At 36.6% G+C, this 16,022-nt stretch carries 13 protein-coding genes and 1 riboswitch; of the genes, 7 read left to right on the forward strand and 6 right to left on the reverse strand.

Annotation, left to right across the window (positions count from 1 at the left end):
* Positions 1 to 35: 35 nt before the first annotated feature.
* The gene (locus LMD38_RS21730) at positions 36 to 2,036 is read right to left on the reverse strand and encodes an ABC transporter ATP-binding protein (protein WP_061183550.1); all 2,001 of its coding nucleotides are present in this window, start codon (positions 2,034 to 2,036) and stop codon (positions 36 to 38) included.
* Positions 2,033 to 3,793 carry an ABC transporter ATP-binding protein gene (locus tag LMD38_RS21735; protein WP_000493207.1) on the reverse strand — a complete coding sequence of 587 codons (1,761 nt, stop codon included), beginning with the start codon at positions 3,791 to 3,793 and terminating at the stop codon, positions 2,033 to 2,035. Before LMD38_RS21735 ends, LMD38_RS21730 begins: the two co-directional genes overlap by 4 nt.
* A gap of 590 nt (positions 3,794 to 4,383) precedes the next feature.
* On the opposite strand from LMD38_RS21735, the gene gapN reads away from it, so the two are divergent.
* A complete protein-coding gene (gene gapN / locus LMD38_RS21740) occupies positions 4,384 to 5,823 on the forward strand; it encodes an NADP-dependent glyceraldehyde-3-phosphate dehydrogenase (protein WP_062821571.1) in 1,440 nt (479 codons plus the stop codon).
* Between the two features lie 51 nt (positions 5,824 to 5,874).
* Here gapN and racE read toward each other — a convergent pair whose 3' ends face one another.
* Positions 5,875 to 6,702: a glutamate racemase gene (gene racE, locus LMD38_RS21745; RefSeq protein WP_062821570.1), complete on the reverse strand. Its 828-nt coding sequence runs from the start codon at positions 6,700 to 6,702 to the stop codon at positions 5,875 to 5,877.
* A 200-nt stretch (positions 6,703 to 6,902) separates the two neighbouring features.
* Positions 6,903 to 7,086: riboswitch (Lysine riboswitch) on the forward strand.
* A 147-nt stretch (positions 7,087 to 7,233) separates the two neighbouring features.
* Here racE and LMD38_RS21750 point away from each other — a divergent pair.
* The 4 genes from LMD38_RS21750 to LMD38_RS21765 all read left to right on the forward strand — a co-directional run bounded on the left by LMD38_RS21750 (position 7,234) and on the right by LMD38_RS21765 (position 11,154).
* On the forward strand, positions 7,234 to 8,658 hold the full coding sequence (locus LMD38_RS21750; RefSeq protein ID WP_016716570.1) for an amino acid permease: 1,425 nt from the start codon (positions 7,234 to 7,236) through the stop codon (positions 8,656 to 8,658).
* Positions 8,659 to 8,718: 60 nt separating this feature from the next.
* Positions 8,719 to 9,918 (forward strand): ABC transporter permease, encoded by a 1,200-nt coding sequence (locus LMD38_RS21755; RefSeq protein ID WP_016716569.1) that lies wholly within the window; start codon positions 8,719 to 8,721, stop codon positions 9,916 to 9,918.
* 277 nt (positions 9,919 to 10,195) lie between these two features.
* Positions 10,196 to 10,711, forward strand: a complete 516-nt coding sequence (locus tag LMD38_RS21760; RefSeq protein WP_016716568.1) for a type 1 glutamine amidotransferase domain-containing protein — start codon at positions 10,196 to 10,198, stop codon at positions 10,709 to 10,711.
* Positions 10,712 to 10,950: 239 nt separating this feature from the next.
* On the forward strand, positions 10,951 to 11,154 hold the full coding sequence (locus LMD38_RS21765; protein WP_062821569.1) for a hypothetical protein: 204 nt from the start codon (positions 10,951 to 10,953) through the stop codon (positions 11,152 to 11,154).
* Between the two features lie 44 nt (positions 11,155 to 11,198).
* Here LMD38_RS21765 and LMD38_RS21770 read toward each other — a convergent pair whose 3' ends face one another.
* Entirely contained in the window at positions 11,199 to 12,455 is a 1,257-nt protein-coding gene (locus tag LMD38_RS21770) for an MDR family MFS transporter (RefSeq protein WP_062821568.1), read from the reverse strand.
* An 84-nt stretch (positions 12,456 to 12,539) separates the two neighbouring features.
* Between LMD38_RS21770 and LMD38_RS21775 the strand changes: the two genes are divergently transcribed.
* Entirely contained in the window at positions 12,540 to 14,300 is a 1,761-nt protein-coding gene (locus tag LMD38_RS21775; protein WP_140168505.1) for an SgrR family transcriptional regulator, read from the forward strand.
* 72 nt (positions 14,301 to 14,372) lie between these two features.
* Here the strand turns inward: LMD38_RS21775 and LMD38_RS21780 are convergent, their stop codons facing one another.
* Together LMD38_RS21780 and LMD38_RS21785 are read right to left on the reverse strand one after the other, a co-directional pair.
* Positions 14,373 to 14,921, reverse strand: a complete 549-nt coding sequence (locus tag LMD38_RS21780; protein ID WP_062821566.1) for an NAD(P)H-dependent oxidoreductase — start codon at positions 14,919 to 14,921, stop codon at positions 14,373 to 14,375.
* Positions 14,922 to 14,941: 20 nt separating this feature from the next.
* Complete coding sequence (locus LMD38_RS21785) at positions 14,942 to 15,481, reverse strand: ester cyclase (RefSeq protein WP_062821565.1); 540 nt, start codon at positions 15,479 to 15,481, stop codon at positions 14,942 to 14,944.
* 170 nt (positions 15,482 to 15,651) lie between these two features.
* Between LMD38_RS21785 and LMD38_RS21790 the strand changes: the two genes are divergently transcribed.
* Entirely contained in the window at positions 15,652 to 15,990 is a 339-nt protein-coding gene (locus LMD38_RS21790) for a winged helix-turn-helix transcriptional regulator (RefSeq protein WP_062821564.1), read from the forward strand.
* Positions 15,991 to 16,022 lie beyond the last annotated feature (32 nt).

Below are 16,022 nucleotides of genomic sequence, written 5' to 3' on the forward strand. Positions count from 1 at the left end.
AACTTGTGAAAATCACAAGTTCTCCGCCATACATATTAAGCGCTCTGGTTCCCTTCCATTTGCGTTTTGTACATATCGTAATAACGCCCGCGCTTTTTCATTAGTTCATCATGAGATCCTTTTTCTAAAATTGTCCCTCTATCCAGTACGATAATTTGATCTGCGCTTTTAATTGTTGAAAGTCGGTGAGCGATAATAAATGTCGTTCTTCCTTTTTTCACAACTTCTAACGCTTGTTGAATCATCGCTTCTGTTTCTGTATCGATACTAGATGTCGCTTCATCTAAAATTAAAATGGCTGGGTCAAATGCAAGTGCTCTAGCAAACGATATAAGCTGACGTTCTCCGGTTGAAAGGGTACTTCCTTTCTCCGTAATTTCTTCATTTATATTGTTTGCAAATCTTTCAGCACCAACATCACGCAAAGCTTTTACGATGCGCTCTTTTGAAATGTTTTCATTTTCTAAACTTACATTAGATGCTACTGTTCCGCTAAATAAAAACGGATCTTGCAATACGATTCCCATATGTTCACGAGTTGCTTGTTTCGGCATCTCTTTTACATCATGACCATCAATCGTAAGCTTTCCTTTTTCAAATTCGTAAAACTGAAAGAGTACATTCATAATGGAACTTTTTCCTGAGCCAGTATGACCGACAAGCGCGACTGTCTCGCCTTGTTTCGCTTCAAAAGAAATATTTTTTAACACTTCATCTTTTCCATTATAAGAAAACGACACATTATCAAACTTCACATTTCCTTGTAAGCGAGGCATACGTTCTTCTTCTACTGCTTCCCCTTTTTCCTCTAACAATTCAAAAACACGTTCTGATGCAACGCGCGATTGTTCTAAGTTAGCAAGCTGATTTACCATATTTGTAATCGGTGAGAACAATCGTGTTAAATAATCAACGAACGCATACAGTATCCCTAGAGAAATGACGCCTGTAGCACTTAATGAAGCACCACCGAAATACCAGATTACACCTGTGAAAGCGATATTTCTTAATACGGATACTAAATTATGAGAAGTTGCTGCATTTAAATTCAAAATTTTATTTTGATACTTAAAATAATCTCCATTTAATTCATCAAACTCTTTTTTCGTTTCGCGCTCTTGACGGAACGCTTGAATAATTGGCATCCCTTGAATGGATTCATTCACTGTTCCGTTAATATCAGATAAACGTGAACGCATTTTATGATTGTATACAGACGCATACTTTCTATAAAGAATTGCCCAAACGATTAATATCGGGATAATAAGTAAACATATCGTTGCTAATTTTACATCGAGTAAAAATAAAGCCGCAAATATCCCGATAATATAAATGATACTAGAGACGAATGTCGCAAGTACCGTTACATATAAATCACGAATGGCTTCCGTATCATTCGTTACACGCGATACAATTTTCCCTGCTGGTAAATGATCAAAATAACGAATCGGCAACGTTTGAATATGAGAAAAGACATCTTCCCTCATAATTTGAATAATTTTGTTCGCCGCCTTCTGTAAGAAAAACTGCTTTCCGTATGCAAACAAGGATACGACTACTAATAAAGCGAAGTATCCACCACCAAGTAATAATAGACGGTTTATTTCTGGTTTATAAAACGCAAACACTTCTTCTTTCGTCAATGCTTTCGCTTTATACACTTGCACCGCCTTACCGTTTTGAACGGTAATCATATCACCTTTTACAGTCCGTGACCCTTCCAGATTTACTTTATTCGGTACAAAGTAATATTGAAAACCGACTTGCATCACACGTACTTCTTTTCCTTTTTTCTCACCTTCCTGGAAGCGATCGCTTCGCTTATAAAAGGCGCCATTATACGAAACAGCCTCTTCACTCTTTTCTGTTTCATACCAAGGCTTCTCTATTCCAACGATATGATCGTCAATCATCGTTTTCGCGACGAAAGGACCCGCAAGCTCTGCGATGACGAAAATAAATAACATTAGCATCGCTGCAAAAATCGTCCCTTTCACCTTCATCGCATATTGAAACAATCGTTTTGAAACGCTCATATTTTCACCCCACTATCCGCACTTTCACTTTCCCCTTGTTGTCTTTCAAACTGCTCAGCATACCAGCCTCCACTCTTAACAAGCTGATCATGCGTACCTTCTTCTATTACTTGCCCGTCATCCATAACGAGAATCCAATCCGCATGTTGTACGGCAGATAAACGATGCGTCGTAATAATCGTCGTCTTTCCGCTTCTTTCTGTTCTTATATTGTCAATGATCGCAGCTTCCGTACGAGCATCAACAGCTGATAAAGAATCGTCCAAGATTAAAATTTCTGGATTTTGAATAACAGCTCGCGCAATCGAGATCCTTTGTTTTTGTCCTCCTGATAAAGAAACACCTTTCTCTCCAACGAGCGTTTCTAACCCTTCTGGTAAAAACTCTAAATCCTTTTTAAACGCCGCGATTTCAATCGCTTTCTCGAGTTCTTCTTCCGTCGCTTCCCTATTTCCGAATAAAATATTTTCTCTCGCTGTTTTTGAGAACAAAATATGTTCCTGCGGTACATATCCAATCCAGCCGAGTACATTTTCATTCGTCATTTTATCTAACCTCACATCAGAGACTGCAATATCCCCATCTCCAAGCGGATATTGACGAAGAAGCTGACGGACAAGCGTCGTCTTTCCGCTTCCTGTTTTCCCGACAACACCAAGCGTTTCTCCTTGTTTTAATGTAAACGAAACCTTCTTTAAATTTGTTTCAGTTGATGAAGGATATGAAAAGGTAACATCATCAAACTGAATATAATCCGGCTCTTGTACAACCTTTGGATGTTTCGGATCCTTTACATCTGGTTCATACGCTAACGTTTCATTTACACGGTCTAATGAAGCATTTCCTCTTTGCATAACATTGATTAATTCGCCAATTGCGAACATCGGCCAAATCATCATCCCTAAATACACGTTAAATGAAACGAGTTCCCCAAGCGTCACCTTTGATTGAAATACAAGATATGCACCGTACACTAAACCAATTAAATAACTAAGGCCAACAAGCATTTTCACAGTTGGTTGGAATAGTGCATCGATTCTTGCTACCTTCATATTCTTTTCGTAGACGTCATCTCCTAAATGATGAAATCTTTCCTGATCTGCGTTCTCTTGTACATACGCGCGAATAACGCGCACACCAGCGATCGATTCTAATACTTTATCGTTCATATCACCGAACGCATCTTGCGCAACTGTAAATCTTTCATGCAATTTCTTTCCATATATATTCATCGCATATGCCATAATCGGAAGCGGTATAAGTGCCGCAAATGTAAGCTCCCAACTAATTGTAAATCCCATCATAAAGACAATCGTAAGCATATATAAACTCGAATCCACGAGCGTTAATATACCGAAACCAGCTGTCATAGCGATTGCTTTTAAATCATTTGTCGCTCTCGCCATTAAATCGCCAGTACGATTTTTTTGATAAAAAGTCGGCGTCATCTTAAGTAAATGCCCCATGAATTTAGAACGCATCGTTTTCTCAAGTACGAATGCACCGCCAAACAATTGATGCTGCCATACGAAAGTGAGGCCATATCCAACGATCGTAACCCCAATTAAAATAAGAATAGACTGTATAATAGCTTCGTTTGATAACGTTCCTGTTTTTATATTATCAATCGTAACCCCGAGTACTTTCGGAGGAATAACTTCAACTATATTTACAATTAAAAGTGCACCAATGGCGATACTATATCTCTTCCAATGTTCTTTAAAAAACCATCTTAACTTTAGTAATACTGAAAACAATATAACCTCTCCCTTCTCATTCTCGTTTACCTCTCGTTTCTTTATCCACTATCCAGACCCATCACATTTACATTTCGTAACCCATACAATCTCATCACATTTTTCCACCTTCCAAAATTTTATTTAGTAACATGGAAAATAAACAAAAAAAAGCATACCGCCGCTTGACGATATGCACAAAAATGCATAAAAAGCGTACGTTACGATATACGCAACGTACGCTTTTTATAAGACAAAGATGCCCTATATATCCGTACGGGTTGCGTAATGATATGAATGTTTTCTGCCGTTTAACAGAGCTAAACCCATTACATTTACGATTACAATCATTACGCACACCCCCTTCATTTATTTTCCATTTATAATCTTACAACTTTATTGAGTATTCTGTCAATTACTTTTTTATAGACTGAATGAAAATATACGCTACATCTTTTTGAAATAAGGGAATATTCTGTAAGAAAGGGCATACAAAATAAAAAAGAAATAAGAAATCGTTTTCACAAACATTTCATTTGAAAAATGTTATCAAACCCCCTACAATCACCTTATACTCACTCTTACAAGTTGCTATTTTAGGAGGACTAATCATGACAACTAGCAATACGTACAAATTTTATTTAAACGGAGAATGGAGAGAAAGCTCTTCAGGAGAAACAATCGAAATTCCATCTCCATACTTACACGAAGTAATTGGACAAGTACAAGCCATTACTCGCGGAGAAGTAGATGAAGCAATTGCATCTGCAAAAGAAGCTCAAAAATCATGGGCAGAAGCTTCTCTACAAGATCGCGCAAAATATTTATATAAATGGGCTGATGAGCTCGTAAATATGCAAGATGAAATTGCCGATATCATTATGAAAGAAGTCGGTAAAGGATATAAAGATGCGAAGAAAGAAGTTGTTCGTACAGCTGACTTCATTCGTTACACAATCGAAGAAGCTTTACATATGCACGGAGAAAGCATGATGGGCGATAGCTTCCCGGGCGGTACAAAATCTAAACTTGCGATTATCCAACGCGCACCACTTGGTGTTGTATTAGCAATCGCGCCGTTTAACTACCCAGTAAACTTATCTGCTGCAAAACTCGCGCCAGCATTAATTATGGGTAACGCTGTTATTTTCAAACCGGCAACTCAAGGTGCAATTAGTGGTATTAAAATGGTGGAAGCACTTCATAAAGCTGGTCTTCCAAAAGGTCTTGTGAACGTAGCGACAGGACGCGGTTCTGTAATTGGTGACTACTTAGTAGAACACGAAGGCATCAATATGGTATCGTTCACAGGTGGTACAAACACAGGTAAACATTTAGCGAAAAAAGCTGCAATGATTCCACTTGTATTAGAACTTGGTGGTAAAGACCCTGGTATCGTTCGTGAAGATGCTGACTTACAAGATGCTGCAAACCATATCGTAAGCGGTGCATTCTCTTACTCTGGTCAACGTTGTACAGCTATTAAGCGTGTACTTGTACACGAAAACGTAGCGGACGAGCTTGTTAGCTTATTACAAGAGCAAGTAGCTAAACTATCAGTTGGATCTCCAGAACAAGACAGCACAATCGTTCCATTAATCGACGATAAGTCTGCTGACTTCGTTCAAGGTTTAGTTGACGACGCTGTAGAAAAGGGTGCAACGATCGTTATCGGTAACAAACGTGAGCGTAACTTAATTTACCCAACATTAATCGACCACGTAACAGAAGACATGAAAGTTGCTTGGGAAGAGCCATTCGGCCCAATCCTTCCAATCATCCGTGTTTCTTCAGATGAACAAGCAATTGAAATTGCTAACAAATCAGAGTTCGGTCTGCAAGCAAGTGTCTTCACTAAAGACATTAACAAAGCATTTGCAATTGCTAACAAAATCGAAACTGGTTCTGTTCAAATTAACGGACGCACAGAGCGCGGCCCTGACCACTTCCCATTCATCGGTGTAAAAGGTTCAGGTATGGGCGCACAAGGTATTCGTAAGAGCCTTGAGTCTATGACACGTGAAAAAGTAACTGTATTAAACTTAGTTTAATCTTATATGTAGAAGCTGATCTTAAATTAGATCAGCTTCTTTTTATACAGTTTAGTTCACGAGTTGTTTTTCCATAGGTAAATTCACACATTTTACAGAAATTTGATATCCTAGCCATCTCTCCGCAATATGTTCAAATGATGAAACAGAGCCTGTTGTAAAAAATCGATGCTCCGGATTCAAATTGTCAGACAGAATTCCTTTGTGCTGCAAAATTGTGCTTAACTCTATTGCTGTTTCTTCTGCAGAACTAATAATCGTTACATTCTCTCCTAGTTCCTTTTTAATATAGGACTCTAAAAGTGGATAATGCGTACATCCGAGAATTAGCGTATCTATATCTTCTTTCGTTAATGGCAGTAAAGCTTGTTTCACTTGCTCGGTTACATATGCTGTATCTTCTAATTGATTTTCTACAACTGTAGCTAAAGTCGGGCACGCATGACTATGCACTTTCAAATATGTATCAAGCTCATGCAATGCTTTTTCGTACATATTAGATTTTATCGTACCTACAGTTCCAATTACCCCGATTTTCCCTTTCTTCGTCACTTTAATTGCCGCTCTTGCTCCTGGATGTATAACGCCAATAACTGGAATAGAAAGTGCTTCTTGTAGCGCAGTCAATGCAGCAGCTGCAGCAGTATTACATGCTACAACTAGAGCTTTTAACGGAAACTGTTTGAGGAACTCAACCATTTCAAATACGAAAGATTGTACCTCTTCTACACTTCTTGGCCCATACGGACAACGCTCATTATCACCAATATAATAAATGCTCTCTTTAGGCAATTGTCTTATAATTTCGCTCGCAACTGTTAATCCCCCAACTCCCGAATCTAACACACCTATTACTGAATGTTTATGACATACAGACATATACTTCATCCCCTTTTCAATCATCTAGCGCCAATAACATTTATTATATTATGAAAATTCAATATCGCATAATAATCCCTCTTACTTTTAATAACAAACTCTTCTCTATAATCTGATTATTACTATATCCATTGACGTATAAAAATTCATTTGTTACTCTTAAATACGTTAAATTAATATTTAAATCCTCATTCGTATCTCGGTGAGGTAGAGGTTGCAGTCATTAAGAGTATCATTTCAGGAGATGTAGTGGCATTGATGAACGAATGAGAAAGGAATGATTGCCGAAGTAAGCCCGTGTCCACCATGCACGCTTGCTGGGTCTGCTATTTAATAAGTGCAGAACTGTCACAAACGTTTCGTTTGTGGAGAGCTATCGAGAGGTATGTCGTGGGTTTCTTATAAGATAGAAAGCATGTAACGGCAAATTACGTGCTTTTTTTGTTTTGTTTGGGACTTCTCTTCCTGACTCAGGAAGACATACATATCTCCTCGCTTGACTTGGTTATACTAACTTTGGAGGTATTTTCTATGCAACAAAAAAAATGGGGCTTTTGGGTACTAACAGCTTTCGTTGTCGGTAACATGGTTGGCGCTGGTATTTTCATGGTGCCAAGTACGTTGGCACAAACAGCAAGCCCTCTCGGTGTCACTTTAGCTTGGTTAACAACAGGGTTTGGTGTTTTAATGCTAGCTCTTGTTTTCGGTAATTTAGCAATTCGTCGTCCTGATTTAACGACAGGACCACAAAGTCATGCATATGCTTTATTCTCAACACCAAAAAAGAAAAAAATGGCTGGTTTCAGTATGGTATGGGGATATTGGGTTGCAAACTGGGCAAGTAACGTTGCCATCATTACATCATTTGCGGGATATTTATCTCTCTTCTTCCCGATTATGAAAGATACACGACTACTATTTTCAATCGGTTCTTTTAATGTAGAAGTCGGAAAACTAATTACATTTACGATTTGTTCCATCTTACTTTGGGGAACTCATATTATATTAACAAACGGTGTAAGCGGAGCTGGAAAGCTAAACTTCTTAGCAACAACAACGAAAGTAACTGGATTCCTATTATTCATCGTCGTTACGTTATTTGCATTCGAAGCTTCTAAGTTTGGACAATGGTACACACCGATGATCGATAAATCAGGTGTATCACATGGCCTTCTTTCACAAGTAAACTTAGCTGCTCTTACGACGCTTTGGGCATTTATCGGAATTGAATCAGCGGTTCTTTTATCAAACCGTGCCGTTTCTCCAAAAACGGTAAAACGCGCAACAGTTGCGGGATTACTTATTACAGTTGCGATTTACTTAGGAATTACAATTTTAACAATGGGTGTACTTCACATTGATAAATTACAAACTTCTGAACGTCCTTTAGCAGACGCACTAAACGCTGCAATGGGTCATGGCGGAGGGAAACTGATGGCATTACTTGCTCTTACTTCCCTATTCGGTTCCATCTTAGGCTGGATTTTATTAAGCTCAGAAGTACCGTATCAAGCAGCAAAAGAAGGTTTCTTCCCTTCCTTCTTCACAAAAACAAACAAAAAAGGAAGTCCAATTTATTCATTACGATTAACAAACATTATGTCGCAAGTGTTCTTATTCTCAACATTATCAGGAACAATTGCGGAAGCTTATACATTCGTTATTACCGTATCAACACTGGCCTACCTCATTCCATATCTCGTTTCACCAATCTTCCAGTTAAAACTAGTCGCAACTGGTGAAACGTATAAAAATGAAACGCGGGCAAGAATTACAGATGGCATAGTCGCAGTGATTGCACTTTGCTACGCACTATGGGTTATTAAAACCGGTGCAGCCGATATAAAAACATTCCTTCTCGGAATTGGTTTATTCGTAATCGGTTTTGCCTTCTATCCATTAATGAATCGTGATCAGAAAAAAAATAACGAAAAGAAAAACGGGCAAGTTGCATAACGCAATTTGCTCGTTTTTTCTTTTGTAAAACATATATAATAGAACAAAGAGGTGAAAAACATGTCAATTGAATCACTATGGAGCAGCCGCTTCCAACAACATATGCAAAATATCATTACATACTTTGCACGTATGATTAACGGTTTACTATATAGCTTTATCTTTATTTCATGCGTTGGTGCATACTACTATGCTCAGTTTCTAAAAGCATCTCCTTCTAAAGGAATATCTTTACTACTCATCACGATTGTACTTACATTCATTATAACGAGATGCCCGATCCGTACATTTATTCAAAAACCTGATGCTGTCTATTTACTAGCACTAGAAGAGAAATTAACATCTTATTTCAAAAAATCTCTTCTATATAATTACATCATTCAGCTTTTCCCATTATTATTTACATTCCTTATTCTCGTTCCACTTGCACTGCAATCATTACAAGTAACTGTACCTTTCTTATGTACAATCTTTATCGTTTTAATGATTACGAAAGCTTGGAACATGTACATACATTGGATGTGGCGTGATAGTCATGAAAACGGCATATGGTTCATTATTCGTATTACTTGTAACGCACTCATCATTTACATGCTGTTTTACTCAGCAAATGTTCTCATATTAGGCGGATTACTCTTACTACTTGCTTTCCTGCTTCTATATACGAAAAAGCAGCCTACAAAACGAATACCGTGGGATTACATAATTGAACAAGAAGAAAAAATGAACGTTCGTTTTTATCAATTTGCTAGCATCTTCACCGATGTTCCGCAACTAAATAAGCAAGTAAATAAAAGAAAATGGCTTACAACTTGGATTGAACCTTTATTACATAAAAAACGAGCAACTTTCTTCTATTTACATACACTAGCTTTTTTACGCGGGAATGATTATTTCGGTATATATATTCGTTTAGGATTGATCGGTGCCTTCGCCTTATATTTTATACCAAACATATACGTAAAAGGCGCTATCGCATATATCGTTCTATATATGATCTCTATGCAGCTCCGTTCCCTATGGAAATATTTTTCGGGAAATATTATTGCAGCATTATATCCAATTCATACTGAGAAACGAATGAATCAATTTCTTCACTTAATCTTTATATTGCTAAGCATTCAACTCATTGTATTTTCAATTGTTATACTCATTGCTACAGGTCAATTTTTACATAGCCTTATCATTATGATTATCGGGTTACTTTGGATCAAATTTATTATTGTACCAAAAACGAAGCAACGCGTTTCCTCGTTTTAACGAAAAGAATTATCTTAAAAGCTAAGGAGAGAATAAATTCTCTCCTTAGCTTTTTATTTTTCCTTCTCAAACAAGAATCACCGATACAATCGATATTTTTATGATTTTTACATAAAAAAATGATAATACATGTTTACGTCCTAATAAAAAGGGTATGTACTAAATTAACAAGGGAAACGAACTGGGGGGATTAGAAATTTAAAAGGAAATAGACAATACGACAAATTGCTCAAAGACGATTCTGGAACCGACAATATAATGTAAGGAGCGGATGAGAATGAGTAAAAAAATTGCTACTTTAATAACAGATTATTTCGAGGACACAGAATACACAGAGCCAGCAGAAGCTTTTAAACAAAAGGGATATGAATTAACAACTATTGAAACTGAAAAAGGGAAAACGGTACACGGTAAACAAGGAAAAACTGAAGTCGTAATTGATAAAGGTATCGATGATGTTTCTCCAGAGAACTTTGATGCCCTCTTCATACCAGGCGGATTTTCCCCAGATATACTTCGTGCAGATGAACGGTTTGTTCGCTTTAGCAAAGCATTTATGGATACGAAAAAACCTGTTTTTGCTATTTGTCACGGACCTCAATTACTCATCACTGCACAAACACTTGAAGGACGCGATGTGACTGGATATAAATCCATTGAGGTCGACTTGAAAAATGCCGGCGGAAATTTTCATGACAAAGAGGTTGTCGTATGCCAAAATCAGCTAGTAACAAGTAGACAACCTGAAGATATCCCAGCGTTTATTGAAGAATCATTGCGTATACTAGGATAGTTATTATAGGTTAGCCAAAATAGCTGTTTAGCTACTTTGGTTAACCTTTTTATTTGTATGAAAAATAAAAAGGAATGTCATTTTTAATGGCCTACGGATTCCCCCCTTCTTCGTCCCCAAATTTCTAATCACTTTTCATAGGCATTTCTCATATAGTGAAAATGACTATACGATTCCTATCCATAAGTTAAATAATAATTTTACACATATATAAATAAAAAAAGATGGGAGCCTTAATCATGAATAACAATCCACCTTCAACGCCCCAAGACAATTCCGAAAACAGTAGCCGTGACATTACACTGCAAACATTAAGGGTCATCGGACTCGTCGTCCTTATTAGTGGTTATATCCTCGTTGCGCTCTCTGAAGTAGGTGAGCTGAAAGTCTTATTAACAAATCCAAATAGCAATCCTGATTTAGCTGAAGTTGATCCATTTTAAAAGCCATATGAAAAGCGATTTCTAGCATCGCTTTTCATATCGTTTTATCCAATCTGAGAAACCTCGCCCTCATACTTCTCTTTCCCTATCGCTTTCATAAATAATAAAATACTGCTCATACCAACGATAAAGTACAGAGCACTCATCCCCCAAGATGCAAGAAATGAACCTAGCATAACACCTAATGCCCCGTTCATTTTTGCCACTTGAAAGACCATTCCGTTAATCGCCATATATGAACCTCTCGCCTCATTTGGCACCATATCTGCCATAATAGATTGACGTACTGGCACATACATCATCTCACCTACTGTTTGGAAAAGTCCTGCAAATAATAAAATCCATAAGCTATTGCTCGTTCCGAGTATTGTAAATCCAATTGTATAAATGAACAAACCTACATATAAGATTTTCAAATCGTTGAAGCTTTTTAGCATTTTAATAAGCAGAGCTGAACATAACACTACTAAAATTGTATTCTCTGCTGAAATCCAGCTCAGCATGCGAATACCTGTTAAATCAAACGTAACACCATTCCCGAATAAAAAGTGTACCGTTTCAAATTCCTTCTGCAAACGTACTCCTAAATAATTATTAATTTGAAACTCTAATGATAATGTACATATACTCGCTGCACAAAAAATTAAAAACGCTCTATCTTTCATTACAACTTTATAACTATCTGCCATATCTTTTAATATATTTTTCTTCTCTACTGTTTTTCTCGCTACATACACCTCTTCCATATATACAGCCATCACATATAAAGTAATAATTGCAACTACTGTTAATACGATAAACAATTGTAATCTATAGTTTTCAAATAGTAGTCCTCCAAATATCGCTCCAATTGCAATGGATAAATTAATCGCCCAGTAGTTAATGCTGTACATCACTTTTCGATTTTCCGGTGTACTCACATCAATTAACATCGCCTCTGTCGCAGGATTCATAAGTCCAGATCCTAGGCTATTCACTAGCATAAAGATAAATGTTAACCACGGTGAATCTACATAATCCGAATTCGCAACTCCCATACAAGCAATGGAAATGACTTGTATACTTTGACCGATAATCATAACCTTTTTACGCCCAAGCCGGTCTCCAACATATCCACCGTATAGACCAATTACTAATGAAGCTATGACATTAATAAGTAGTAACGCACCAGCAATCGCACTACCTAACTTTATTGAAAAATAAATCGCCATAAATGGAAAAATCATCGTGGATACAGTTCGTGTTAAAAACGAAGTTATAATTCTAATTTTTATATTTCGATGCATACTCCAAAATCCCATTGTTTCCCCCTCCTTATGCTTACTTATTTTACTTTGAAAAAAAGGAAGAAAAAGGTTAGAATATTCTAAAGAGTTTCCCCTTTTATGATAGAAGGAAGTGTATATATGAAAATTATGGACTATTACATTAGACTAAGACTACATGCACAAGATCAACAACATATGCGAAATAGCTTACAAGAATTAGCGGATGTTTTATATTGCAGTACAAAAAACGTAAAGATTTTATTAAAGAAAATGAGCGAGGAGCAATTAATTCACTGGACTCCAGGTCGAGGCCGCGGGAATAAAACGGAAATTCTATTTATACATAATTTCGTAGAAGCGATTGAGTCCTATACAGATGAACTGTTAGCTCAAGAAAAATTAAAAGATATCTTTCTTCTTTTAAAAGAACCCCTACCCCTTGCACTTCAAAAAAAGATAGAAAATAAACTACATCATCATTTTGGATACGAACCTTCAAATGATATGTACGACATATTAAAGATTCCTATATCGAGAAAGCTATTCCCATTAGATCCGGCTTTTGTAGCTGTAACTACAGAGAGCCATCTTACGGGTCAAATTTTTGACACGTTAGTCGTTTATAACGATGTTACTGAAAAAATGGAACCACACATTGCGCATACGTGGGAATTAAGTGAAGACGGGCTTACGTGGACTTTTTATTTACGAAAGGATGTATATTTTCATAACGAAACAGTTTTAACTTCTAAAGATGTACAATTTTCATTTGAAAGACTAAAAGAAGTTCACTCTCCTTTTGAATGGTTAACAGAAGAAATTGTTCAAATTGAAACGCCATCACCACTGCAAATTCGATTTCATTTAGCAAAACCAAATTTATTTTTCTTACACTATGTAAGTTCCATACAATTAGCAATTTTACCGCGTGATGTGAGTATCCAAAATCATCATTACATAGGTACTGGACCTTTCAAACTTGCTCATTACTCTGAAGACAATATCGTACTCGAAGCGTTCACCCACTATTTTAAAGAACGCGCATTATTAGACCGTATTGAATTTTGGGGTATTCCTGATCATATACAAATCGATGCTGATTATGAACTACCAAATGAGGAGAAAAATGAAAGGTATAATATACAAATAGAAGAAATAGGTTGTATTTATGCTGGCTTCAACTTTACAAAATCTGGTCCTCATCACGACATTTACTTTCGAAAGGCTTGGAGAGAACTATATGACGTTGAAACGATACTTCGTAGCATAGAAGGCAGACGGACAATTGCTGCATCAAGCTTTTTCCCTGAAAGAAGCCGCAAAAGTCCTACAAGGTCCTACTCTTTAAAAAAAGCGAAAGAGTATTTAAAAAAGAGCACCTATAATGGAGAGACGATACATATTTACTTCTTCGCATTTAAAGATAGTGCAAATGATGCATATTTTCTAAAAGAACGATGTGAAAGTTTAGGTATACAAGTAGAGCTTCACCCCTTTCTCGTTTCAGATTATATGAACCGTTCTATCGATCAACATGCCGATATTATTTTCATGGGAGAAGTATTTGCTACCGATCATGAACTTGCATTCTTAAATGTATTTAAAAATAAAAGTTGCTTCGTAAACCGGTTCATGGACCCGCACTATGAAAAACAAATTAACTGCTTACTTGATACTTTTTTATTAGAAGAAAATAAAGAGAAGCGCTATGAGCTCATGTATGAGATCGAAGAATTTTTACAAACAGAACACATCATTTTATTTAACTATCACGTTTTAAAAAGAAAAACATACCCTTCTGCTTTGAAAAACGTAACAATTGATTCATTCGGCTGGGCAAATTTTGCGAAGTTATGGATACAGCCATCCACGTATTAACATGCAAGTTTTTATAAAAGGAGAAGGTACTACATCCTTAGTAGTACCTTCTTCACATACAAATATAAACTATTATTTAATTACTTCATCTAAGTGATCTTTCAAGTTTAATAAAAACTTCTCAATATCCGGATTCTTCACCACATCATAACAAGCAAAACTCTTTAACGGACTCATTCCAAGAAACTTCTGCACGCGGTGTAAATGACTAAGCGTTGATTCTAGACTTTCCCCTTCAAAGAACTTCGTCTTATCTCCAAATGAATTTTCAGGTGCATTCCAAGTTGTAGAGAACATATACTCTTTCTCTGTTAATAAACCACCTGTTCCATATTCATCTGCACCTTTAAAGAACAAACCGTATTCATACACTTCATCCATATACGTTTTAAATAATCCTGGAACACTAAACCAATAAATCGGTGTTTGATAAATCACAACATCAGCCCATAAAAACTTCTCTTGTTCTTCTTTAATACTATAGCCATCTTGAATCGTTGTTGTTTTCACATGATGCTTCTCACTTAATACCGTTACCATATAATCAACTAACGTTCTATTTAATCGTCCTTCTTTCGTACCGTATTTTTCATGCCCATTTATAATTAATATATTTTTCATCGCTTTTCTCTCCCTTATTTTTATTCTTCAGCTATTAACCCAAGTTGCTGCTTCAGCGTAAGATTATCTTCTAAATGCCAGTCTTCTGTAATCTTTCCGTCTTTCACATGTAAAATATCAATTGCAAAAAAATCGATTTTTTTATCGTTATGCGTTCCTGTAAAAGAAAGACGAGCTGTTACTTTATCACCGACGACTAATAAATCTTCAATCTCGCAATGTATGTTAGGAACAACTTTATGAAAGTTTTGCGCCGCAAACTTTAATCCTTCCATGCCTTGTGGTCGCCCTTTCGGCAATGTATGATCGAAAAAATCTTCAGTAACAGTCTGCGGAATAAGTTCCTCTTTACCTGTATCCCAAAATGCATAAAAACGCTGCGCTGCATGAACCATTTCGGTCGCTTCCTTTTGACTTAGTGAGGGATCAATTGTCATCGCTTTTGGCTTTGGCATTTCTTTTAATAACTGGACTTCCGTTTTTTCTTCCACGCCACATGCTACAAGCACAATGCAAATGACAAAAAAACTAAGGAACGCAAACAACTTTTTTATACCCATGGAAATCACCTCCCCTACTACAAACTCTTTATATTTCTTATTGCTATTGTATATGCAATAGCTTCCCTTTCGGAAGTAGTGATATTTTTTTCATATAGTTACCAAAAAGATAGTTTTGTGATACTATAAAGCAAATTCACTCAAAAAATTTTTATAGGAGGGCTAGTTCCATGAGCAATATAGATCCGGTTATGTTAACGAAAGGTTTACCTGGAATCCCATGTCCTATCGCCAAGACACTTGACGTTATTAGTACAAAATGGACTTTTTTAATCATTCGTGACCTTCTTATCGAAGGAACATTACGCTTTAGTGATTTACAAAAGTCAATGGATGGTATTAGTCCAAAAACATTATCGCTTCGACTAAAAGAATTAGAGTCTCAAGGCATTATAACGAGAAAAGTATATCCAGAAGTTCCGCCTCGTGTAGAGTACACATTAACGGATAAAGGAAAGCAATTAGAGGGGATATTTATTGAATTAAAACGGTTTGGATTAAGCTTATAAAACAAAAACCCCTTACCGTCGTAAGGGGTTTT

Origin of the sequence: Bacillus pacificus (genome assembly GCF_020861345.1) — a bacterium.
Taxonomy (GTDB): Bacteria; Bacillota; Bacilli; order Bacillales; family Bacillaceae_G; genus Bacillus_A; species Bacillus_A pacificus.